Source organism: Amycolatopsis sp. NPDC058278 (assembly GCF_042881395.1).
Taxonomy (GTDB): domain Bacteria; phylum Actinomycetota; class Actinomycetes; order Mycobacteriales; family Pseudonocardiaceae; genus Amycolatopsis.
Map to the genome: position 1 here is coordinate 22,380 of NZ_JBHVXZ010000059.1, position 22,426 is coordinate 44,805.

The 22,426-nt window shown below is 71.8% G+C and carries 16 protein-coding genes; 13 read left to right on the forward strand and 3 right to left on the reverse strand.

Annotation, left to right across the window (positions count from 1 at the left end):
* Position 1: 1 nt before the first annotated feature.
* Positions 2 to 661, reverse strand: coding sequence for a maleylpyruvate isomerase family mycothiol-dependent enzyme (locus ACFVYA_RS28030; RefSeq protein ID WP_387049195.1), 660 nt, complete (start codon positions 659 to 661; stop codon positions 2 to 4).
* Positions 662 to 804: 143 nt separating this feature from the next.
* Between ACFVYA_RS28030 and ACFVYA_RS28035 the strand changes: the two genes are divergently transcribed.
* Positions 805 to 1,188 (forward strand): YciI family protein, encoded by a 384-nt coding sequence (locus tag ACFVYA_RS28035; protein ID WP_013228644.1) that lies wholly within the window; start codon positions 805 to 807, stop codon positions 1,186 to 1,188.
* Complete coding sequence (locus tag ACFVYA_RS28040) at positions 1,185 to 2,429, forward strand: RNA polymerase sigma factor (protein ID WP_387049197.1); 1,245 nt, start codon at positions 1,185 to 1,187, stop codon at positions 2,427 to 2,429. Before ACFVYA_RS28035 ends, ACFVYA_RS28040 begins: the two co-directional genes overlap by 4 nt.
* Before the next feature lie 10 nt (positions 2,430 to 2,439).
* On the opposite strand, the gene ACFVYA_RS28045 is transcribed toward ACFVYA_RS28040, so the two are convergent.
* On the reverse strand, positions 2,440 to 3,138 hold the full coding sequence (locus tag ACFVYA_RS28045; RefSeq protein ID WP_387049198.1) for a winged helix-turn-helix transcriptional regulator: 699 nt from the start codon (positions 3,136 to 3,138) through the stop codon (positions 2,440 to 2,442).
* A 37-nt stretch (positions 3,139 to 3,175) separates the two neighbouring features.
* Positions 3,176 to 3,991, reverse strand: coding sequence for a BTAD domain-containing putative transcriptional regulator (locus tag ACFVYA_RS28050; protein ID WP_387049200.1), 816 nt, complete (start codon positions 3,989 to 3,991; stop codon positions 3,176 to 3,178).
* A gap of 576 nt (positions 3,992 to 4,567) precedes the next feature.
* On the opposite strand from ACFVYA_RS28050, the gene ACFVYA_RS28055 reads away from it, so the two are divergent.
* From ACFVYA_RS28055 to ACFVYA_RS28105, 11 genes are all read left to right on the forward strand, one after another.
* The gene (locus ACFVYA_RS28055; protein ID WP_387049232.1) at positions 4,568 to 5,389 is read left to right on the forward strand and encodes a helix-turn-helix transcriptional regulator; all 822 of its coding nucleotides are present in this window, start codon (positions 4,568 to 4,570) and stop codon (positions 5,387 to 5,389) included.
* 27 nt (positions 5,390 to 5,416) lie between these two features.
* The gene (locus ACFVYA_RS28060; RefSeq protein WP_285985305.1) at positions 5,417 to 6,412 is read left to right on the forward strand and encodes a DUF1702 family protein; all 996 of its coding nucleotides are present in this window, start codon (positions 5,417 to 5,419) and stop codon (positions 6,410 to 6,412) included.
* 100 nt (positions 6,413 to 6,512) lie between these two features.
* A complete protein-coding gene (locus tag ACFVYA_RS28065) occupies positions 6,513 to 7,496 on the forward strand; it encodes a DUF1702 family protein (RefSeq protein WP_387049202.1) in 984 nt (327 codons plus the stop codon).
* On the forward strand, positions 7,493 to 9,466 hold the full coding sequence (locus ACFVYA_RS28070) for a CRTAC1 family protein (RefSeq protein ID WP_387049204.1): 1,974 nt from the start codon (positions 7,493 to 7,495) through the stop codon (positions 9,464 to 9,466). The genes ACFVYA_RS28065 and ACFVYA_RS28070 overlap by 4 nt, the downstream gene beginning before the upstream one ends.
* Position 9,467: 1 nt before the next feature.
* Complete coding sequence (locus tag ACFVYA_RS28075; RefSeq protein ID WP_285985302.1) at positions 9,468 to 10,472, forward strand: enediyne biosynthesis protein; 1,005 nt, start codon at positions 9,468 to 9,470, stop codon at positions 10,470 to 10,472.
* Positions 10,469 to 11,842 (forward strand): cytochrome P450, encoded by a 1,374-nt coding sequence (locus ACFVYA_RS28080; protein ID WP_387049205.1) that lies wholly within the window; start codon positions 10,469 to 10,471, stop codon positions 11,840 to 11,842. The genes ACFVYA_RS28075 and ACFVYA_RS28080 overlap by 4 nt, the downstream gene beginning before the upstream one ends.
* 35 nt (positions 11,843 to 11,877) lie before the next feature.
* On the forward strand, positions 11,878 to 12,447 hold the full coding sequence (locus ACFVYA_RS28085) for a DUF5987 family protein (RefSeq protein WP_285985300.1): 570 nt from the start codon (positions 11,878 to 11,880) through the stop codon (positions 12,445 to 12,447).
* 73 nt (positions 12,448 to 12,520) lie between these two features.
* Positions 12,521 to 14,173: a GMC family oxidoreductase gene (locus tag ACFVYA_RS28090; RefSeq protein ID WP_285985299.1), complete on the forward strand. Its 1,653-nt coding sequence runs from the start codon at positions 12,521 to 12,523 to the stop codon at positions 14,171 to 14,173.
* Positions 14,174 to 14,336: 163 nt separating this feature from the next.
* Complete coding sequence (locus ACFVYA_RS28095) at positions 14,337 to 15,410, forward strand: carboxymuconolactone decarboxylase family protein (protein ID WP_387049207.1); 1,074 nt, start codon at positions 14,337 to 14,339, stop codon at positions 15,408 to 15,410.
* Between the two features lie 134 nt (positions 15,411 to 15,544).
* Entirely contained in the window at positions 15,545 to 16,351 is an 807-nt protein-coding gene (locus tag ACFVYA_RS28100; RefSeq protein ID WP_285985297.1) for a TIGR03084 family metal-binding protein, read from the forward strand.
* Positions 16,352 to 16,599: 248 nt separating this feature from the next.
* Positions 16,600 to 22,425, forward strand: coding sequence for an SDR family NAD(P)-dependent oxidoreductase (locus ACFVYA_RS28105; RefSeq protein WP_387049208.1), 5,826 nt, complete (start codon positions 16,600 to 16,602; stop codon positions 22,423 to 22,425).
* Position 22,426: the final 1 nt, after the last annotated feature.

Sequence of the window (22,426 nt, forward strand, 5' to 3'; positions counted from 1 at the left end):
CTCAGCGCTCCAGCAGCTCCAGCCACCGGGCGGTGCGCCGGCCGGCGAAGTCCAGTGCGAGGTCTTCGGCGAAGCGGCGGCCGGTCACCAGGAGGCAGAAGTCCTCGGCCGGCCCGGTGACGCGATCGGTGGCGTCCTCCGGCCCGAAGTCCCACCGCGTCCCCGAGGGGGCGACCAGCTCGAATCGGAACGGCGCGGCCGGCGGCTGCTCCTGCTGCCGCAGGTAGGCGCGGTCCCGGGTGCGGACGCCGTAGTAGGCGACGTGCCCGATCGTGTCGTCGCGCCGGGGGCGGACGCCGAACGTGTCGGCGATGTCCTGTCCGGCGGCGAAGATCTCGGTCAGCACCGCGGCGGCGAGCACGGACGGGCGGAGCGGGCCGTCGCTCCACGGCAGCTGCGGCTCCGGCGGGGCCGCGGCGAGCAGGGCGTTGGCCTTCCGCTGCTCGATCAGCCACATCAGGATCGCCTCGTCGAGCGAGTCGTAGGAGATCTGCGGGGTCACGCCGAACACGTCCGGGTTCTCGACGCTGAGCCGGACCAGCCGCGCGGTCGACGTCAGCCGGGCGAAGTGCCCGGTGAGGTCGGAGCCGCGGCCGTGCCGCTCAGCCAGCTCGGCCAGCGCCTCGGTCTGGGCCTGCAAGTCCGTGAACACGTCGGCCATCGGTGTCGACCTCCTGGTCCGGGTAACCGGGACTGCCCGGGTCCAGGCTGGCAGGCGCGCCCGTGCCCGCTCCACTCCGCGGTTGCGGCCGACGTTATGTTGGTGCCGCGCGCTCGGCGAGGGCGGCCGAAGGGAGACCGGACGTGAAGTACCTGCTGGCGATGTACCTGAACCCCGACGTGATGGCGAAGCTGTCCGAGCAGGACATGGACGCGATCATGACCGGGCACCAGGAGTTCATCCGGACGATCCGGGAGTCCGGCGAGATGATCAGCACGCAGGCGCTGGGCGCGGTCGCCGACAGCAGCGTCGTGCGGGTGCGCGGCGGCCTGCCGGCGGTCACCGACGGGCCGTTCCTGGAGTCGAAGGAGTTCCTCGCCGGCTACTACCTCGTCGAGTGCGCGAGCAAGGAGCGCGCGGTCGAGCTCGCCGCGATGATCCCGGACGCCGCCGTCGAAGGTCTCGGCATCGAGGTGCGCGAGGTCGTCTTCTTCGCCGACGCCGAAACCGAAGTCCCCATGGCGTGACCGGAGTCGCCGAGGTCCTGCGCCCGCTCGTGCCGCAGGTGCTGGGCGCGCTGGTGCGCCGGTACGGCCAGTTCGACGCGTGCGAGGACGCGGTCGCCGACGCCCTGCTCGCGGCGAGCGAGCAGTGGCCCGCCGAGGGCGTCCCGGACAACCCGCGCGGCTGGCTGATCACGGTCGCCACCCGGCGGCTCACCGACCACTGGCGCAGCGAAAGCGCGCGACGGCGGCGGGAGGAGTCGGTCGCCCTGCGGGAGCCGCCGCCGGTCGTCCCCGGGCCCGGCCAGGACCAGGCCCCGGACTCCGACGACACGCTGTCGCTGCTGTTCCTGTGCTGCCACCCCGCCATCTCGCCGCCTTCGCAGGTCGCGCTGACGCTGCGCGCGGTCGGCGGCCTGACCACGGCGCAGATCGCGAGCGCTTTCCTGGTGCCCGAGGCGACCATGACGCGGCGCATCACCCGCGCGAAGGAGAGCATCGCCGCCGCCGGCTCGACCTTCAGCGAGCCCTCGGCGGCGGACTTCCCGGAGCGGCTGCGCGTGGTGCTGCAGGTGCTCTACCTGATCTTCAACGAGGGGTACACCGCCACTTCCGGCCAGCACCTCCAGCGCCTGGAGCTGACCGCGGAAGCCATCCGGCTGGCGCGCGCCGTGCACGCGCTCCTGCCCGGGGACGGCGAGGTCGCCGGGTTGCTCGCCCTGATGCTGCTGACCGAGGCCCGCCGTGACGCGCGGATCGGCGACCGCGGCGAACTCGTCCCCCTGCCGGAGCAGGACCGCGGCCGCTGGGACACCGCGCTGATCGACGAGGGAGAGGCGCTGATCGACGCGGTGCTCGGCCGCACCGCGCTCGGGCCGTACCAGGTGCAGGCCGCGATCGCCGCGCTGCACGACCGGGCGCCGAGCGCCGAGGCCACCGACTGGCCGCAGATCGTCGAGCTGTACGAGCTGCTCCGGACGTTCATGCCGGGGCCGGTGGTCACGCTGAACCAGGCGGTCGCCGTCGCCCAGGTCGCCGGCCCCGACCAGGGGCTGGCCCTGCTGGACACGGTCGACGCCGGCCTCGACCTCGGCCGCCGGGCGGACGCGGTCCGGGCGCACCTGCTGGAGCTGCGCGGTGACCGGGCCGCGGCCCGGGACCACTACCTCCGCGCGGCGGAGCGGACGCCGAGCCTGCCCGAACGCCGCTACCTCATGGACCGGGCCGGGCGGCTCGTCCCCGAGGAGGACGGCGCCCGGCCCTGATCCGGCGCGATCAGCGCACCACGATGCCCGTCGGCGGCTCCGGCGCCGCGGGAACGTGGAACAGCTGCGCGAACAGCTGGAGGTCGGCGACCTCGCCCTCGATCGCCAGCCGGCCGCCGCGCACGGCCTCGGCGGCCGTGACCGTGCCGCTCATCAGGTCCAGCAGCGCGGCGGCGTGGTCGGCCTTGATGATCAGGTCCGCACCCGACAGGCGGCCTTCGCCGACCTTGGCCACGCCGTCCTCGACCAGCGCGTGGACGATCATCTGGTCGCCGTAGCGGATCTCGTAGGTCACCTGGACGCCTTCGGCCACCTCGGGCCGGAAAGTGGTGTACAGCGAGAGAATCGCCGAGTCCAGGGTCAGGATGTCGCCGGGCTTCGGCTGGTGCAGGGACCGCGCGCCCCACAGGCCGAGGTCGAGCAGGACCTGGTCGAGTTCGCTGCCGTATTGGGTCAGCTCGTAGACGACGCCGGCATTCAGTTCCCCGCGCACGCGGCGGCGGACCACGCCGGCCGCCTCGAGCTCGTTGAGCCGCGCGGAAAGGATGCTCGACGGGATCTTCGGCAGCCCGGCCTGCAGTTCGTCGTAGCGCTTGGGCCCGAGCACGAGGTCACGCACGACGAGCAGCGACCAGCGCTCCCCGACGATCTCGAGCGCGCGGGCGAGCCCGCAGAACTGGCCGTAGGCGCGGGTGTGGGTCGTGGGCATGAGCGGTCCTCTTCCTTCGTGCGGTGGAACAGTCGGATCAGCGGTGGTCGCCTTCGGAAATCAGGTCGCGGTGCAGCAGCTGCAGCTCGTCGCAGGGTTCGACGCCGAGCTCACCGGCGAGCCGGGAGCGCAGGCCGCGGTATACCGTCATCGCGTCGGAGCGCCGGCCGCTGCGGCCGAGCGCGCGCATCAGCTGGCCGTGCAGGGCTTCGTCGAGCGGGCTGTGCGTCGCGAGGCCGCGCAGTTCGCCGATCAGTTCGCGGTGGTGGCCACCGGCGATCTCGGCTTCGATGCGCAGGTGCAGAATGTTCCGCCGCTGCTCGACCAGCTCGGTGCAGTAGGCCGAAAGGACCGGGCCGCAGTGCAGGTTGGCCAGCGGCGCGCCGGACCACAGGTCGAGGGCGCTGCGGTAGCTGCCGGCCGCGCCGGCGTGGTCACCGGCCGCGCGCCGGCTGTTGCCGAGGTGCTGGAACACCGCGAAGTCGTGCACGTCCACCTGGGCGGGCTCGATGTGCAGGGCGTACCCGGACTGGCGCGTGGTCAGCATCTTGTCCGCGTCTTCGGCGAGATGCTGATCGGTGATGCACCGCCGGAGGTGGTAGACGTAGGTGTGCAGCGTCGTGCGGACGGTACGCGGCGGGTTGTCCGACCACAGCTCTTGGATCAGCGTGTCGATGTGCACCATCCGGCCGGGCCGCGTCACCAGCACCGCAAGCAGCTGTAGGACCTTCGGCGTCTTGGGTGCGTGATCGACGCCGTCGCGCAGGACCTCCAGCGGGCCGAGAACGTTGAACCGCACCTCGTCTTCGCCGGTGCCGCGCGATCCGTCCCCTCGCCGTTCGTCGGAGTACATGGCAGGCCTCCTGCATCTCAAAGTTCCTCGCGATCCCCAGTTCACGCCTCGCGGGTCAGTGGAAGGCCGAACTCCGGGCTCCTATCCGAATGTGACAGACGCGGCCGGGCACAGCCAGTGACCCGCCCACCGGACTCGCGGGAGCTTTTCCTTGGGGAACCAGGTGTTCCGCACGTCCTCCGAGTGCGAAGCGCACCCCGGTGCCCACGGCGGACCAGCACCGCGCCGCCGGGACGGTTCCCCGCAAAGGCCCAGAGCTGAACACGGAAGGACCAACGGACCCCTTCGTGTGATGCGGTGCGCACGGCCGGCGATGTGCGTTCCGCATCCCGGGTCCGGGTGTTCCGCCCGGATCGGACGGGTCCGGCGTCCGTGGCCCGGGAATTCCGGCGAAATCCCTCCAGGGCTCGTCGATCGTCCCGCAACCCGATTCGTCTTCGCTGGCGCGAGGAGAACCAAACGACGGGGAATTCGAGATTGGACTGATTGATGTTGCGTTCGATTGCGGCTGTCGGCCACGACAGCGGGTTCGACGAGCCGGGGCGGCGCCCACCGGCCTGGGACCGTACCGAACCGGTGATCCGCCCGGCCGTGCTCACGGCGATCAAGCTCATCCAGGATCGGTACTTCGAGCCGCTCACGCTCGCCGAGCTGGCGTCCGAGGTGTTCATCAGCAGATTCCACTTCTCCCGGATGTTCGCCGAAACCACCGGGGTCACCCCGGGGCGGTTCCTGACCGCGGTCCGGCTCTTCGAAGCGAAGCGGTTGCTCCTGACGACCTCGCTCAACGTGTCCGACATCGTCTGCAGCGTCGGCTACAGCAGCATCGGCACCTTCACCAGCCGGTTCTCCCGCGCGGTCGGGATGACGCCGACGCAGTACCGCGAACCACAGGTGGCCGAGCTGCTCGTGGCGATCTCCCCGCACTACCAACGGGTTCCGCCGCTGACCGCGCTGCGGGCCGCCGGCCGCAGCTGCGCTTCCCTGCGCGCCGGTACCGGAACGCTTTCGATGCAGCTCGACCTGCCGGCCGGCCTGCCCGCCGCCGACGTGCTCGTCGGCCTCTTCGCCGATCCGGTGCCGCAGTGCGGTCCAGTCGCGTTCAGCGGTGCGGCCGCGATGACCTCCGGCGAGCTCCGCCTGACCGGGGTCCCGGCCGGCAACTGGACCGCGATCGCCGTCGCCCGGCACCGGATGGCCGGCACCACCGGTTCGTGGTTCTCCATCGGGTACTCGACCGCCCAGGTCGGCGCCCAGGGACTGTCCACCGGCCGGGTCGAGCTGCGTCCGCCGGCCCCGACCGACGCACCGATCGCGATCACCCTGGCTTCGCGCCAGTCCCCGTTCAGCCAGCGGATGCTGGCGACCCAGCGCCCCGCCCTGCGCGCCGTGGCCTGAGAACCCTCCGACCGAAGGATTCCCCTCATGTCCTCTTTCATCGGCGTCCTGCGGAAGCAGTTGCTCGCGCCGTCGTTCGCGTCGGTCGGGTTCGCCGGCCGGAAGTTCCCCGTCACCCACACCGACGCCACGGCCCGGCTGGAGGCGGTGCCGCAGGCGGTGGTGTGCGGGTTCGAATGGGCGATCGAAGGCGCTTCCCAGTGGGAAATCGAGCGGCGGCTCGCGCTCATCGAGCCCGAGCAACGCGGCTTCGCCTACGAAGGCGCCACGATGGGCTACACCATCCTCGACGCCATGCCCGGCGGCGGCCGCGACCGCACCCGCGAACTGCTGGAAGGGCCGGGCCGCCCGCACATCTTCCTGACCTACATCGGGATCGGCTTCGCGATGGCGCGGCTGCCGCGTCCACTGTGGAAGAACATCCTGCCCGAGCTGACCGGGGTGGCCTACCACCCGGTGATGAGCTGGCTGGCCGTCGACGGCTACGGCTTCGACCGCGCCTACTTCGACACCCAGCGCTGGGTGGACGAGCAGGCCGCGCCGGAACCCTACCCGTGGGCGGGGCGGCCGGAGTACTTCGCGCGGGCGTTCGACCAGGGCGTCGGGCGGGCGCTGTGGTTCATCAACGGCGGCGTGCCGTCGGCCGTGGCCGAGGCCGTCGGCCGGTTCGCCGAGCCGCGGCGGGCGGATCTCTGGAGCGGCGTCGGGCTGGCGGCGACCTTCGCCGGCGGCACCGACCAAGCCGGGTACGGGCAGCTGCGCCGGGCGGCGGGCGAGTACTTCGCCGAGCTGGCGCTCGGGGTCGTGTTCGCCGTCAAGGCCCGGACCTATTCGGGTCACGTGCCGGCGCACACGCACCTGGCCGCCGGCGTGCTCGTCAACCTGTCGGTGCAGGGCGCGCAGACCATCGCGGACCGCACCGAGGCCGCCGACGGCGACGACGGTCCCGAGCCGCCCTACGAGCTGTGGCGCGAACGGATCCGGCGGGAATTTCGCGACGCGCTGGGCCGGCTGGCCGGCTGATCATCCCGGCGCACGTCCGGAGTAGAGCGCTGACCAGCGGATCTGTGACCGTAGAACGAAGAAATGAACCGTCCTATCCGACCCTAAGGGGGAGAGTGCGTTGGGCAATGGTTGGCGCACGCTGAGACGTCGCATCCTCACACCGAACGTCTCGGAAACCTTGCTGGAGAAGCGGGGCTTCCACCGGAAGAGCCCAGCCGCTCAGGAACGGCTCGAGACGGTCGGGGAGAAGTTCCTCCTCGGCTACGCGCATGCCGTCGAAGCGAAGTCGGTCGAGCAGGCCGAAGAATGGCTCGAGCGCATTCCGACGCAGTTCCGCGGCTTCGCCTACGAAGGGGCCGGAATGGGGTACGGCGTCCTCGACGGGCTGCCGTTCGGCAAGAGCACGAACATCGCCGAGTTCCTGGCCGGCCCCGGCGAGAAGCACGACTACATCATCTACGTCGGGGTCGGCTGGGCCATGTGCCGGCTCCCCCGGTTCGCGTGGCCGAAGGCGTCGGCCTTCGACCCGCTGCTGCGCTGGCTGGTGCTCGACGGGTACGGCTTCCACCAGGCGTACTTCAAGACCGACTCCTACATCCGGAACCAGTACCAGGAGCGCGGCTTCTCCTGGCCCGACCGGCGCTACGACGGCTACGCGCTGCGGGCCATCGACCAGGGCATCGGCCGGGCACTGTGGTTCATCTGCGGTACCGACGTCGCGCTGGTGGCCAAGACGATCGAGGAGTTCCCCGAATCGCGCCACGGCGACCTGTACGCCGGGGTGGGGCTGGCCTCGACCTACGCCTGCGGCGTCACCGCCGACGAGCTGGCGGAACTGGTCGACCGGGCCGGGATACACCACGGGCAGCTGGCACAGGGGAGCGCCTTCGCCGCCGAGTGCCGGGTGCGTTCGGGCCTGATGATCCCGGAAACCGAGATGGCGGCCCGGGCGATCTGCGGCGTGTCCGCCGAACGCGCCGCGGCCATCACCCAAGAGGTCCGGCCGGCCGTGGTCGTCGACGGCGACGACGTCCCGGCCTTCGAAACCTGGCGGCAGCGGATCGCCGAAGAAGTGCTGACCCACGGAGGGAAGAACAAATGACCGCGACCTTCGGCTGGCTGCGCAGGCAGCTGGCGGGCATCGTGGCGCTGGCGCTGATCCTCGGCCTGTTCCTGGTCGCGCGGTTGCCCAGTGTCTCGGCCGCCGAACAGGACCAGATGGCGGAGAAGTTCCACTTCACCCCGATGACGATCGCGCTGCCCGCGGCGGCGAAGTCGCAGTCGATCCGGACGGTGAACAAGGAGTACGAGAAGATCGCCGCCTGGATCTCCTCGGTCGGCGCCGCGATCGCCATCAACGACATCAGCGGCAGCGGCAAGCCCAACGACCTGTGCCTGGTCGACCCGCGCAGCGACCAGGTCGTCATCACGCCGACGCCGGACTCCGGCCCGCGCTACGCCCCCTTCGCGCTCGACCCGGCGCCGGCGCTGCCGACGTGGGACTACATGGCGCCGATGGGCTGCGTCCCCGGTGACTACAACGAGGACGGCCGCACCGACGTCCTGGCCTACTACTGGGGCCGCACCCCGGTGCTGTTCCTGCAGAAGGCCACCGCCACCAAGTTCGACGCCTCGGCGTTCCAGCCGACCGAGCTGGTGCCGGGCGACAACCGCGGCCCGGACGGCAAGTACACCGGCCCGCTGTGGAACACCGACTCCGTCACCATCGGCGACTTCGACGGCGACGGTCACGTCGACGTCTTCGTCGGGAACTACTTCCCGGACAGCCGGGTGCTGGACCCGAACGCCGACGGCGGCATCACGCTGAACCAGTCGATGTCGCACGCGGTGAACTCGGGCGCCAAGTACATCTTCCGCTGGACCGGCGCCACCTCCGGCGCGCACCCGAGCACCCGGTTCGCCGACGCTTCCCAGGGCATCCCGGAAGACGCGCGCCTCGGCTGGACGCTGGCTTCCAGTGCCACCGACGTCGACGGCGACAACCTGCCCGAGCTCTACATCGCCAACGACTTCGGGCACGACCACTTCCTGTACAACAAGTCGACCCCGGGCCACATCGAGCTCGCCGAGGTCACCGGGGTCCGCGGGATCGCCGACCCGAAGTCGAAGGTGCTGGGCCACGACTCCTTCAAGGGGATGGGCGTCGACTTCGCCGACCTGAACCACGACGGTCTCTACGACCTGTTCGTCAGCAACATCGCGACGTCGTGGGGCATCGAAGAGTCGAACTTCCAGTTCATGAACGAGGCCAAGGACAACGCGGACCTGACCAGGCAGTTCAAGGACGGCGTCGCGCCGTTCCACGACGACAGCGCCGAGATGCGCACGGCGTGGTCCGGCTGGGGCTGGGACGTCAAGATCCAGGACTTCAACAACAGCGGTGACAACCAGATCGCGCAGGCGACCGGGTTCGTCAAGGGCCAGGTCAACCGTTGGCCGAACCTGCAGGAAATCGCCACCGCCCACGACGGCATGCTGTCGAACCCGATGTGGTGGCCGAACGCCCGCGCCGGTGACGACATCGGTGGTGACCAGACACTGCACTTCTACGTGAAGGGCCCGGACGGCCGGTACGCCGACCTCGCGTCGAAGCTCGGCCTGGCGGTGCCGGTGCCCACCCGCGGTATCGCCGTCGGCGACACCGACTCCGACGGCCTGCCCGAGTTCGCCGTGGCGCGGCAGTGGGAGCAGCCGATCTTCTACCACAACGACAGCCCGAACCCCGGCAAGTACCTGCAGCTGAAGCTGACCACCGACGCCCCGGTGGCGCCCGGCCCGCTGCCCGCGGCCGGCGTGCCGGCGATCGGCGCCCAGGTCACGGTGACCACCTCGGACGGCAAGAAGTACCTCGGCCGGGTCGACGGCAGCAGCGGGGAGGCCGGCCGGCGCAGCTTCGACGTCCAGATCGGCCTCGGGCACGACGTCACCGGCCCGCTCGACGTGCACCTGCAGTGGCGGGACCGGACCGGGCAGCTGCGGACGCAGGACCTGAAGCTGCAACCCGGCTGCCACATGTACCAGCTCGGCTCCACGGCGAAGGAAGCGATGTGACATGGCCACCCCGACCCTGACCAAAGTGGACAGCGCGCCACCGAAGCGGACCAACAAGGTCATCACCGCGCTGCGGCGGTTCGCGATCTCGATCACGATCTTCAACATCGTCGGCTACACCGTGCTCGGCTTCGAGCAGCCGTGGCTGTACCCGTTCGTCGCGCTGGCGACCGCGTACACCACGGAGATCGTCCTCGAGATCATCAACGCCCGGGTGACCCACCGCGACGTCCGGTTCCGGGGCGCCGGGTTCAAGGGACTGATGGAGTTCCTCCTGCCGGCGCACATCACCGGCCTCGCCCTCAACATGCTGACCTACGTCAACGACCAGATCCTGGTGATGATGTTCGGGGTCGCCGTCGCGGTCGGCACCAAGTGGATCCTGCAGGCGCCGGTGTACGGCCGGATGCGGCACTACATGAACCCGTCGAACTTCGGCATCACGATCATCCTGCTCGTGTTCCCGTGGGCCAGCATCGCCCCGCCGTACCACTTCACCGAGCAGATCCCCACCTGGGGCGGCTGGCTGATCGTCGGCATCATCCTCGTGTCGGGCACGGTGCTCAACGCGCTGCTGACCGGCCGGATGTGGCTGATCGCGGGCTGGCTGAGCTTCTTCGTCGTGCAGGCCTTCGTCCGTGGCTGGCTCTTCGACACGTCGATCACCGGCGCGCTGGCGATGGGCACCGGCGTCGCGTTCGTGCTCTACACCAACTACATGGTGACCGACCCGGGCACGTCGCCGTCGAAGCCGGCCTCGCAGTTCGCCTTCGGGTCCGGGGTGGCGCTCGCGTACGGCTTCTTCACCGCCGTGCACGTGGCCTACGGGCTGTTCCTGGCCACCGCGACCGTCTGCCTGATCCGCGGCATGTTCCTGTGGGGCCTGCACTTCTCGAACAAGGCGCGGATCAAGTTCGAGGCGGACCAGGCCGCGCAGAAGGCCAAGCTGGAGATCGCGCCGCCGGCGGAGACCGGGGACGAAAAGCCAGGGGCGATCGCGGCATGACCGGTTCCCAGCACCAAGCCCGGGCGGCGCGCACCGCGCCGCCCGGGCCGCCGCGCCGAGCCACCCTCCGGTTGCTGAAGCAGCTCTTCACCGACCGGCTCGCGCTCATGGGCGACAACGCCGACACCTACGGCGACGTCGTCCGCATCGCCATCGGACCGAAGGCGATGTACCTGGTGAACCACCCGGACCTCGCGAAGCACGTCCTCGCGGACAACGCCGCGAACTACCACAAGGGCATCGGCCTGCAGGAGGCCCGCCGGGCCCTCGGCGACGGCCTGCTCACCAGCGACGGGGAGACCTGGCGCCAGCAGCGCCGGACGATCCAGCCGGTGTTCCAGCCCAAGCGGATCTCGCGGCAGGCCGCCGTCGTCGCGTCCGAAGTGGACGCCCTGATCAAGCGGCTGGCCGCGCACGACGGGCCGGTCGAGATCCTGCACGAGATGACCGGGCTGACCCTCGGCGTGCTCGGCAAGACGTTGCTCGACGCGGAACTCGGCGGCTACGAAACGCTCGGCCACTCGTTCGAGGCCGTGCAGGACCAGGCCATGTTCGAGGCGGTCACGCTGAGCGCGGTCCCGCAGTGGGTGCCGCTGAAGAAGCAGCGGGAGTTCCGCACGGCGCGCGACGACCTGCGCCGGATTGCCGACGAACTGGTCGACCAGCGGCTCGCGAACCCGGTCGAGCGCGGCGAGGACGTGCTGTCGCGGCTCATCGCGTCGGGGTCCGAGGACGGCGCGTCCCGCGAACGCATGCGCGACGAGCTGATCACCCTGCTGCTGGCCGGGCACGAGACGACGGCGAGCACGCTCGGCTGGGCGTTCCACCTGATCGACGAGCACCCGGAGGTCGGCGAGCGGCTGCACGCCGAAGCCGTCGACGTGCTCGGCGACCGGCTGCCCGGGCACGAGGACCTGCGGAAGCTGACCTTCACCTTCGCGGTGGTCGAGGAGGTCATGCGGCTCTACCCGCCGGTGTGGCTGCTGCCGCGGATCGCCCAGGCCGACGACGAGATCGGGGGGTACCACGTGCCGGCCGGGTCCGACGTCGTCGTCGTGCCCTACACGCTGCACCGGCACCCGGAGTTCTGGGCCGACCCGGAGCGCTTCGACCCGGGGCGGTTCACCGCCGCGGAGCGGCCGCCGCGGTACGCCTACCTGCCCTTCGGGGCCGGGCCGAGGTTCTGCATCGGCAACAGCCTCGGGGTGATGGAGGCGGTGTTCGTGCTGGCGATGGCCGCACGGGACCTGGAACTGCACAAGGTGCCGGGCAAGGTCGTCGAACCCGAGGCGATGCTCTCGCTGCGGGTGCGCGGCGGCCTGCCGATGATCGTGCACCCGCGGACGGCGGCCGTGCGCAAGGCCGCTTGATTCTACTGTGGACATTCCGACGAGGAGGTAGGCCGGTGCAACCCGAGGCCACCGAAGAAGAACGCGTCATGAACCTGACCCTCGAGGCCTACGCGGACACGATCTTGCCGGGGGAGAAACGCTTCCCGGAGGACCGCGCGATCGCCGGGGCCGCGCCCGGCCCCGGGGCCGTGGCCGCGGGTGCGCTCGACCTGCTGAACTTCGACGCGACCGGGGTCACCGCCGGCCTGCCGTACCTCGCGCAGTCGCTGAACGACCACGCGAAGTCCTACGCGGGCGAGGTCGAGCTGGAACTCGACCAGGACGTCCCGCCGTTCGTCGCCCTCCCCTACGCGCACCGCCGCGAGCTGGTCAACCGGCTGACCACGCCGGGGCACCCGGAGAAGGACGGCTGGGTCAGCCTCGCGCTGTTCTGCAACATGGCCTTCGACAGCGCCGCGCACCTGCACACCGCCGAGGCCATCCGCGACGGCCACCCCGGCCTGCTGGCGCTGGGGTACACGCCACCGGACGCGGACGGGTTCTGGCGGTTCCCGAAGTACGGCTACGGCCGCAAGCTGGCCGAGATCCACCCGGACACGACGCCCTCGGGGAGCCCCGCATGAGCGAGCTTGCGCGTGAATCATTCAACACGGCGTGCGCGCTCAGGCGCGCGACGAGCGTCAGCGAGGTGACCGCATGAGTGCCATCGACCAGACCGACGTCGTCATCGTCGGCAGCGGATTCGGCGGGTCCATCCCCGCCTACCACCTCGCCGCGGGCGGGGCCAAGGTCACCGTGCTGGAGCGCGGGCCGTGGCTGGCGGCCGACGACTTCGAGCACGACTACCTGCTCGGCTCGTCCTACACGCGGGCGTTCGACTTCGTCGTCGGCGACGGGATGAGCGTGCTGGGCGGCAACTGCGTCGGCGGCGGCAGCGTGGTGTACTTCGCCGCGATGCCGCGGGCACCGCGGTTCGTCTTCGAACGGCACGGCAGCATCGGGCGCCGGATGTGGCCTTCGGTGATTTCCCGGGACGCGCTGGAGCCGTGGTACGACCGCGTCGACGAGTCGATCCCGGTGTCCACTCAGGACTGGAACGACGTCTCCTACGCCGGTGGCCTCTGGGCCGCGGCCTGCAACCACTCGGGCCGCACCGCGAACCCGGCGCCGGTGGCCGTGGACAACAAGACCTGCGTCAACTGCAACTTCATGATGGCCGGCTGCAAGTTCGACGCCAAGCGGTCGATGCTGACGAACTACCTGCCCGCGGCGCTGGCGCACGGCGCGCAGATCCGGCCGCTGCACGAGGTCCAGCGGCTCGAGCGGACCGAGGACGGCGGCTACCGCGTCCACTTCGACGTGATCGACGAAGAGGACTACCGGGTCCACACCGGCAGCGGCGTGATCGAGGCGAAGGTCGTCATCATCGCCGCCGGTGCCGGCGCGACCCCGGTGATCCTGCAGCGCTCGGAGGCCGCGCTCGGCACCATGCCGCACGGCGTCGGCCGGTACTTCTCCGGCAACGGCGAGCGGCTCAACACCGCGATCATCGACGAGGACCGCGTCCGCGAGGTGCTCGGGCTGTCCCGTGAGGACGGTCCGGTGTACTCGGCCAACCACATCGGCAAGGGCCCGACCGTCGCGAACTGGGACAAGCTCGACGGGTCGCTGCCGGAGTACGAGCGGTACTCGCTGGAGCAGCTGTACTTCCCGCCGGGGCTGGGCACCATCCTCGCCCAGGCGCCGGGCGGGGAGGAGCCGCGCTGGTACGGGGCGGAGAAGAAGGAGATCCTCAAGCAGTGGGCCAACTGGCTGACGATCTTCCTGATGACCGAGGACGACAACGAAGGCGTCTTCGGCACCCCGCCGCCCACCGGCAACGCCTACCGCATCTCGCAGCAGATGCTCGGCCGCGGTTCGCTGCGCTACGACCCGACCGAGAACACCCGCCACGGCTGGGCGCTCGCGGACGCCGACTGCAAGGCGATCATCGAGAAGGACGGCCTGGCGAAGGTCTCGCCGTGGACCAACGACGTCGTCGGGGCCTACACGGTGCACCCGCTGGCGTCCTGCCGGATCGGTGACGACGAGGCGACGTCCGCATTGCACCCGAACCACGAGCTGCGCAACCACCCGGGCATCTTCGTCACCGACAGCGCGTCGGTGCCGGGCGCGCTCACGGTGAACCCGGCGATGACCATCGCCGCGCTCGCCGAGCGCTCGATCCCGGGCATCGTCCGGGAGCTGCAGGCCCGCGGCGTCGACGTCAAGTACGGCGCCCCGGCCCCCGACGGCTCGATCACCGGCCGCCGCGCGGTGTCCAAACTGGACCTGGTCGCCGGGAACTGAGGTACGAAACAGCCGACACACGTGATGGGGAAGCCGACACGCGTGATTGGAGGGACGACACGCCGGAGCGGTGGAGCGCCGGCCGTGTCGTCCCTTCAATCACGTGAGTTGACCCCTCGATCACGCGAGTCGGCGTTCTGATCACGTTGATCCGGGAGGAAGTATGGCGCCGGGAGTGGTTCGGGTTGCGTTGCGGCGGACCTTGCGGGACGTCAAGTACGTCGATGTGGTGCGGCCGCGGCGGGCGCGGGGGCTCGTGCGGGAGGTCTACCGGCAGGTGGAGCGGGACTTCGGGATGCTCGCGCCGCCGGTCGCGCTGCACTCGGCCGCCCCGGACGTGCTCGCCGCCGCGTGGCTGATGCTGCGGGAGTCGCTGGTCGCGGGCGGGACGGCGAGCCGGGCGGACAAGGAGGTCGTCGCGGCCGCGGTGTCGGCGGCGAACTCGTGCCCGTACTGCGTCGAGGTGCACGGGATGGCGCTCGGCTCGCTGGGTGAACCGGACGCCGCCGCGGCCATCGCGGCCGGCGACACCGGGGGCATCGCGGACCGGGACACCCGGGAGCTGGCGGCCTGGGCGCAGGGTGCGGGACAGCTGCCGGCGGACGTGCCCGCCGGCGCCGCCGCCGAGTTCACCGGCGTGGCCGTGACGTTCCACTACCTGAACCGGGTGGTGAGCGTCTTCCTCGGCCCGTCGCCGTTGCCGGACGCCGTTCCGGCGTCGGCGCGCGCGAAAGCCAAGGCAGTCCTGGGCTTCCTGCTGAAGCCGGGGACCGCGCCGCCCCCCGGCGGGGCACTGGGCCTGCTGCCCGCCGCGCCCGTCGCGGGCCCGGACTGGGCCCCGCCGGGCGGCTCGCTCGCCGGCGCGTTCTCCCGTGCCGCGGCCGCGTTCGAGGCGGCCGGGGAACGCTCGGTACCACCGCGCGTGCGTGACCTCGTCCGCCGGGAACTCAAGGCGTGGGACGGGAAATCGCCGGGGCTGAGCCGGGCCTGGGCCGAGCCGCCGTCGGCCGAGCTGCCGGACGGCGAGCGGGCCGCGGGCCGGCTCGCGCTGCTGACGGCCAAGGCGCCCTACCAGGTCACCCCGGCCGACGTCGCCGCGTTCGGTCCGGAAAGGACGGACGATCGCGGCCTGCTGGAACTGGTGTCGTGGGCAAGTCACGCCGCGGCGCTGGAGCTGGGTGGCCGCTTGCCGGTCCGCCCGAGAAGAGAAGACCCGCCGCGCCGCGGCGGGCGATGATCGCAGGGTCGGATCGGCCGCCGGGCGGCGATCCGCTCAGGCGCCGCCGCGGAAGGTGGCTCTCCCCGAGACCCGCCTTCCACGTCGGCCGCCCGGCCCAGCAGCACACGTCGCACCGGTGAGAGGACAGACAGGTGACAGACACCACGGGCGTGATCGACGACCTGACCGCCGAGGGCGCAGCAGTGGACGCCCTCGTCGCCGGCCTGCCGGAGGCCGGGTGGGACACGCCCAGCCCCGCGCCGGGCTGGACGGTCCGCCACCAGATCGCGCACCTCGCGTTCATCTTCCGGATCGCCGGCCTCGCGGCCGCGCAGCCAGAAGCCTTCGTCGAGATGACCCGGGCCACGGCCGCGATCGGCTTTGACAACGCGGTCGAAGCAGCACTGCAGGAGTTCCTCCACGACCCCGCCGAGGTGCTGCTGAGCCGCTGGCGCGCCGAGCGCGACGGCGCCATCAAGGCCCTCGCGGCGGTGCCCGGTGACCAGCTGGTGCCGTGGCTGGTCAACCCGCTGCCGCCGTACGTGCTGGCCTGCGCCGGGATGATGGAGCTGTTCGCGCACGGCCAGGACGTCGCCGACGCGCTGGGCGTGCGCGTCGAGCGCACCGACCGGATCAAGCACCTGGCCGGGTTCGCCGTGCGGGTGCGGGACTTCGGCTACGAGGCACGGAACCTGAAGCCGCCGGCGGAGGAGTTCCGGTTCGAGCTCACCGCGCCCTCGGGCGCCCTCTGGACGTTCGGGCCCGCGGACGCGCAGCAGCGGGTCAGCGGCAGCGCCGAGGACTTCTGCCTGCTCGCCACCCGGCGGCGGCACCGCTTCGACCTCGACCTACAGGCGAAGGGCACGCTGGCGGACCAGTGGCTCGACGTCGCCCAGGCCTACCGCGGGTCGCCCGGCGAGGGGCGCCGCCCCGGCCAGTTCGGCCCGCGACCGTCCTGAGTAGACAGTGTGAGCCCCTTGTCCGAGCGTGCTGACGTGCGGGCGGGGGCAGGGAAAAAGAAGACGGTCCGCGCCACCGGAGGAGATGCTGGACTCCGTGACCCGGCGGACCGGGTGAATCCGGGCAGCGGCGCCGCCGCGGCCCGAAGGCGGAGACGGCGGCGGGACCGGTGTCCCGCCCCGGAGGACAACGGGAACCTGATGGTTCCGGTGATACGGGGCTCGAGAGCCAGTGGGAGTGCGGTGGCATGAGCGTAGAGCGGATTTCGATCGTCGGTATCGGTCTCCGATACCCCGATGCGAGTTCTCCGGAGGAGCTCTGGGAAAACGTGCTGGCCGGGCGCCGTGCGTTCCGCAGGCTGCCGGACGAACGGATGAACCGGGCGGACTACTACTCGCCCGACCCGAAGGCGCCGGACCGCTTCTACGCGTCCAAGGCGGCCGTGCTGCGGGACTACGAGTTCGACCGGGTGGCGCACAAGGTCGCCGGCAGTACCTTCCGGGCGACCGACACGACGCACTGGCTGGCGCTCGACGTCGCCGCCGCGGCGCTGGCGGACGCCGGTTTCGGTGAAGGCGACGGAGCCCCGCGGCAGAGCACCGGTGTGGTCATCGGCAACAGCCTCACGGGCGAGTTCTCCCGGGCGAACATCATGCGGCTGCGCTGGCCGTACGTCCGCCGCACGGTCGCGGCGGCGCTGACCGCCCGCGGCTGGGAGGACGAGGACACCGCGAGCTTCCTGCGTGAACTCGAGGTCCAGTACAAGGAACCGTTCCCCGAGATCAACGAGGACAGCCTCGCCGGTGGCCTGGCGAACACCATCGCCGGTCGCGTGTGCAACCACTTCGACTTCGCCGGCGGCGGGTACACCGTCGACGGCGCCTGCTCATCCTCGCTGCTGTCCGTGGTGACCGCGGCCAACGCGCTCGTGCAGGGCGACCTCGACCTCGCCATCGCCGGCGGCGTCGACCTCTCGATCGACCCGTTCGAGGTGATCGGCTTCGCGAAGACCGGCGCGCTGGCCAAGCGCGAGATGAAGGTCTACGACGCCGACTCCAACGGCTTCTGGCCCGGTGAGGGCTCGGGCATGCTCGTCCTGATGCGCGAGAGCGACGCGCTGGAGCAGGGCCGGCGGATCTACGCGTCGATCGGCGGCTGGGGCGTCTCCTCCGACGGCAAGGGCGGCATCACGCGGCCCGAGGCCGCCGGGCACCGGCTGGCCCTCAAGCGCGCCTACGACCGCGCCGGGTACGGCGTCGAGAGCGTCTCCTACTTCGAGGGCCACGGCACCGGCACCGCGCTGGGTGACGCCACCGAGATCGAGGCGCTGTCCACCGCCCGCCGCGACGCCGACCCGCTGGCCAAGCAGGCCGCGCTGTCGACCATCAAGGGCAACATCGGGCACACCAAGGCCGCGGCCGGGGTCGCCGGCCTGATCAAGGCGACGCTGGCGGTGTACCACCAGGTCATCCCGCCGGCCACCGGGCACTACGAGCCGCACGAGTCGCTGACCGGGTCGTCGGCGCGGATGTACGTCCCGCGCGACGCGTCCCTCTGGCCGACGGACCAGCCGGTGCGCGCCGGCGTCTCCGCGATGGGCTTCGGCGGCATCAACTCCCACGTCACCGTCACCGAGGCGCCGACCGCCGCGCGCCGCCGCGAGCTCGACGAGCGGGCCCGCACCCTGGTGGCCGGCCGGCAGGACGCCGAGCTGCTGCTGTTCGACGCCGACGACGTCGCGACCCTGCGCGGGAACATCGCGGCGACGCTGGAGGTCGTGCCCAAGCTGTCGTTCGCCGAGCTGACCGACCTCGCCGGCGAGCTGGCCGGGAGGCTGGCCGGGCGGGCGGTGCGCGCCGCGGTCGTCGCGGCCAACCCGGAGCACGCCGAGCGGAAGCTGACGAAGCTGCTGGAACAGCTGGAGTCCGATGACTCGGTCTTCGACTCGGCCGACGGCATCTTCGCGAGCAGCCGCGGCACCGCGCCGAAGATCGGCTACCTGTTCCCCGGTCAGGGTTCCGGACGCGGCGGCGACAGCGCCCTGCGCCGCCGGTTCACCGCGGCCGAGGAGGTCTACCGCGCCGCGGCCCTGCCGGTCACCGGCGACCAGGTCGCCACCGAGGTGGCCCAGCCGCGGATCGTCACCGGTTCGCTGGCCGCGCTGCGGGTGCTGCGCTCCTTCGGCATCGAAGCCGCCACCGCGACCGGGCACAGCCTCGGCGAGCTGACCGCCCTGCACTGGGGCGGCGCGCTCGACGAACGCGGGTTGCTGGAGCTGGCGAAGGTCCGCGGCAAGGTGATGGCCACGACGACCGGCGACGGCACCGGTGCCATGGCCGGGATCGCCGCCTCGCCCGGCCGGGTCGAGGAACTGGGCCTGGGCACCGACGTCGTCATCGCCGGGTACAACGCGCCCGAGCAGACCGTGATCTCCGGCCCCGCCGGATCGATCGACAAGATCGTCGCCCGGGCCAAGGCCCAGGGCGTCGGCGCGACCCGCATCAAGGTCTCGCACGCCTTCCACTCGCCGGCCGTCGAACCGGCCGCGAACGCGATGACCGAGCGGCTGGGCGAGTTCACCTTCGCCCGGCTCGAGCGGCCCGTCGTCTCGACGGTCAGCGGCGAGGTGCTGCACACCGCCGAGAACCTGCCCGAGCTGCTGCGCGACCAGATCGTGCTGCCGGTCCGCTTCCGCGAAGCCGCCGCCAAGGTGGCCGAGCGCAGCGACCTGGTGGTCGAGGTCGGTCCCGGCCGGGTGCTGACCGGGCTCTTCGAGGAGATCGCGCCGGAGACGCCGGTGCTCGCGATCGACACGGACAACGCGTCGCTGCAGGCCCTGCTGCGGGTCGTCGGCGCGGCGTTCGCGCTCGGCGCCCCGATCACGACCGACGCGCTGTTCGAAGGGCGCGTCGTGCGCGCCCTGCCCGCCGACGGCGAGTTCAACTTCCTCGCCAGCCCCTGCGAGGCGGCGCCGTCGATCGACAGCGAGCTGGCCGCCGAGCTCGCCGCGGAGAAGGCCCAGGCCGCCGACGCCGACGCCACCGGCGAGTCCGACTCCGGGTCGACCCTGGACCTGCTGCGCAAGCTCGCCGCCGAGCGCGTCGAGCTGCCGCTGGAGGCCGTCACGGCCGACACCCACCCGCTCGACGACCTGCACCTGTCGTCGATCACGGTCGGGCAGCTGGTCAACGACGTCACCCGGGCGCTGGGCCGGCCCGCGCTCGAAGGCATGCCGAACTTCGCGACGGTGTGTCTCGGTGAGCTCGCCGAGATGATCGACGAGCTGGCGCAGACGGCGAAGCCGTCCGACTCGGGGGCCGGCGAAGCCCCGGGCGTCGGCCCGTGGGTCCGGCCGTTCGCGGTCGAGTACGTGCCCGCGCCGCGGCCCTCGGCCGACTTGACGCCGGGTGCCGGCCGCGCCGACTGGCGGGTCTTCTCGACCGCACGGCATCCGCTGGCCGAACCGCTGAAGGCCGCGCTCGCCGCGTCCGGCGTGGGGGACGGCGTCCTGCTCTGCCTGCCGGCGGATTGCAACTCCAGCCACGTCGGGCTGTTCCTCGACGCCGGCCGCGCCGTCATGGCCGCCCCGAACGGCACGCGCTTCGTGGTCGTGCACCACGGCTACGGCGCCGCCGGCCTGGCCAGGACCCTGCGCCTGGAGGACCCCTCGGCGAAGACGACGATCGTCGACCTCGCCGACCCCGCCCCCGCGGGGGCGGACGCCATCACCGAAGCCGTGCACACCGTGGTGGCCGAGGTCGCCGGGACCACGGACTTCACCGAAGCCCGCTACGGCGCCGACGGCGGGCGCACGGTGCCGCGGCTGTCCGCGCTGCCGGCCCCCAAGGCCGGCCCGATCCGCGACTCGCTGGACTCCTCCGACGTCCTGCTGGTCACCGGGGGCGGCAAGGGCATCACCGCGGAGAGCGCGCTGGCGCTGGCCAAGGACTCCGGGGCCAAGCTGGCCCTGCTCGGGCGCAGTGACCCGGAGACCGACACCGAGCTGGCGGAGAACCTCGACCGCATGGAGGCGGCGGGCATCCGCTACCGCTACGAGCGCGCCGACGTCACCAGCGCACCCCAGATCGCCGAGGCGGTCGCCCGGGTCCAGGCCGAGCTCGGCACGGTCACCGCGGTGCTGCACGGCGCCGGCCGCAACGAGCCGGCCGCTCTGTTCAGCCTGACCGAGGACAGCTTCCGCAAGACCCTCGCCCCGAAGATCGGCGGGCTCAACGCGGTGCTCGCCGCGGTGGACCAGGACAAGATCAAGCTCCTGGTCACCTTCGGCAGCATCATCGGCCGGGCGGGCCTGCGCGGGGAAGCGCACTACGCCACGGCGAACGACTGGATGACCGAGCTGACCCTGCGCTTCGGCCAGGAACACCCGCAGGCGCGGGCGATCGCGCTGGAGTGGTCGGTCTGGTCCGGTACCGGCATGGGCGAGAAACTCGGCGTGGTCAGCGCCCTGATGCGCGACGGCATCACGCCGATCCCCACCGAGGAGGGCATCACCATCCTCCGCCAGGTGCTGGCCGACCCGGCCGCGCCGCCGGTGCTGGTGGTCTGCGGCCGCACGTCGGGCCTGGCCACGCTGCCGATCCAGAAGCGCGAGCTGCCGCTGTCCCGGTTCGTCGACCGCGCGGTCGTGCACTACCCGGGCGTCGAGCTGATCACCGAGGCGGACCTGTCCGACGGGGCGGACCCGTACCTGACCGACCACCTGCTGGACGGGCAGCTGCTGTTCCCCGCGGTCATCGGCATGGAGGCCATGACGCAGGCCGCGGCCGCGACGCTGGACCGCACCGGCACCCCGGTGCTGTCGGACGTCGAGTTCCTCCGGCCGATCATCGTCTCGCCGGGCGGGTCGACCACGATCCGGCTGGCCACGCTGGCCCGCGACGCCGACACCGTCGACGTCGTGATCCGCAGCGACGAGACCGGCTTCAGCGCCGACCACTTCAAGGCGCGGCTGAGCTTCGCCCGGCCGGCGGAGATCGGCGAGCGGGTGGCGCGGGACGTCGCGCTGCCGCCGGTTCCGGTGGAGCCGATCAGCGAGCTGTACGGCTCGGTCCTGTTCCAGGGCAAGCGGTTCCAGCGGGTCCTCGGCTACCGCCGGGCGAGCGCCCGGCACGCGGTCGCCGAGATCTCGACCAGCGCGGACCACTCCTGGTTCGCCCCGTTCCTCCCGCAGGAGCGGCTGCTGGCCGACCCCGGCACCCGGGACGCGATGATGCACGCGATCCAGTGCTGCGTCCCGGACGCGACGCTGCTGCCGCAGGGCATCGAGAAGCTGTACCTGGCCGAGCCGGGCGCCCAGCACGACGAGTACGTGCTGCTGGACGCGAAGGAACGCAGCCAGGACGGCGACAGCTACGTCTACGACCTCGACGTGCGCAACCCGGACGGGACGCTGGTCGAGCGCTGGGAAGGCCTGAAGCTGCGCGCGGTCCGCAAGCGCGACGGCGCCGGGCCGTGGGTCCCGTCGATGCTCGGGTCCTATGTGGAGCGTGCCTGCGAGCGGCTGCTCGGCGGGACGCGGGCGGTGGTGCTGGAACCGGACCCGGCCGGGCACCCGGCCGAGGGCGTCGCCGAGCGGCGGGCGCAGACCGCGCTGGCCGCGGGCCGGGCGCTCGACCGGCCGGTCGAGGTCCGGTACCGCCCGGACGGCAAGCCGGAATGCGACGGCGGTGTGCACGTCACCGCGTCGCACACCTCGGAGCTGACCCTCGTGGCCGCCGGCCCCGACCAGGTCGCCTGCGACATCGAGACGGCGATCGAACGCACCGAAGAGGACTGGGCCGGGCTGCTGGGCGAGGAACTGCTCGCCCTCGGCCGCCTGCTGGCCGCGGACACCGGGGAACCGATCAGCGTCGCCAACACGCGGGTCTGGAGCGCCCTGGAGTGCGTCCGCAAGACCGGCTCGATGACGCAGGCGCTGACCGTGCGCCAGGTCGACGCCGACGGGTGGGCGCTGCTCGCCTCCGGCAGCGCCCGGATCGCCACCTGGTCGACCACCGTCAACGACCGGACCGACCCGATCGTCTTCGCCGTGCTCCACGCAGAGGGGAACTGAG

Bases quoted from the DNA above. Each gene is read 5' to 3' on its own strand.
- ACFVYA_RS28050 (WP_387049200.1), bottom strand. From the start codon at position 3,991: ATGTACTCCGACGAACGGCGAGGGGACGGATCGCGCGGCACCGGCGAA.
- ACFVYA_RS28030 (WP_387049195.1), bottom strand. From the start codon at position 661: ATGGCCGACGTGTTCACGGACTTGCAGGCCCAGACCGAGGCGCTGGCC.
- ACFVYA_RS28080 (WP_387049205.1), top strand. From the start codon at position 10,469: ATGACCGGTTCCCAGCACCAAGCCCGGGCGGCGCGCACCGCGCCGCCC.
- ACFVYA_RS28075 (WP_285985302.1), top strand. From the start codon at position 9,468: ATGGCCACCCCGACCCTGACCAAAGTGGACAGCGCGCCACCGAAGCGG.
- ACFVYA_RS28095 (WP_387049207.1), top strand. From the start codon at position 14,337: ATGGCGCCGGGAGTGGTTCGGGTTGCGTTGCGGCGGACCTTGCGGGAC.
- ACFVYA_RS28090 (WP_285985299.1), top strand. From the start codon at position 12,521: ATGAGTGCCATCGACCAGACCGACGTCGTCATCGTCGGCAGCGGATTC.
- ACFVYA_RS28070 (WP_387049204.1), top strand. From the start codon at position 7,493: ATGACCGCGACCTTCGGCTGGCTGCGCAGGCAGCTGGCGGGCATCGTG.
- ACFVYA_RS28105 (WP_387049208.1), top strand. From the start codon at position 16,600: ATGAGCGTAGAGCGGATTTCGATCGTCGGTATCGGTCTCCGATACCCC.
- ACFVYA_RS28045 (WP_387049198.1), bottom strand. From the start codon at position 3,138: ATGCCCACGACCCACACCCGCGCCTACGGCCAGTTCTGCGGGCTCGCC.
- ACFVYA_RS28060 (WP_285985305.1), top strand. From the start codon at position 5,417: ATGTCCTCTTTCATCGGCGTCCTGCGGAAGCAGTTGCTCGCGCCGTCG.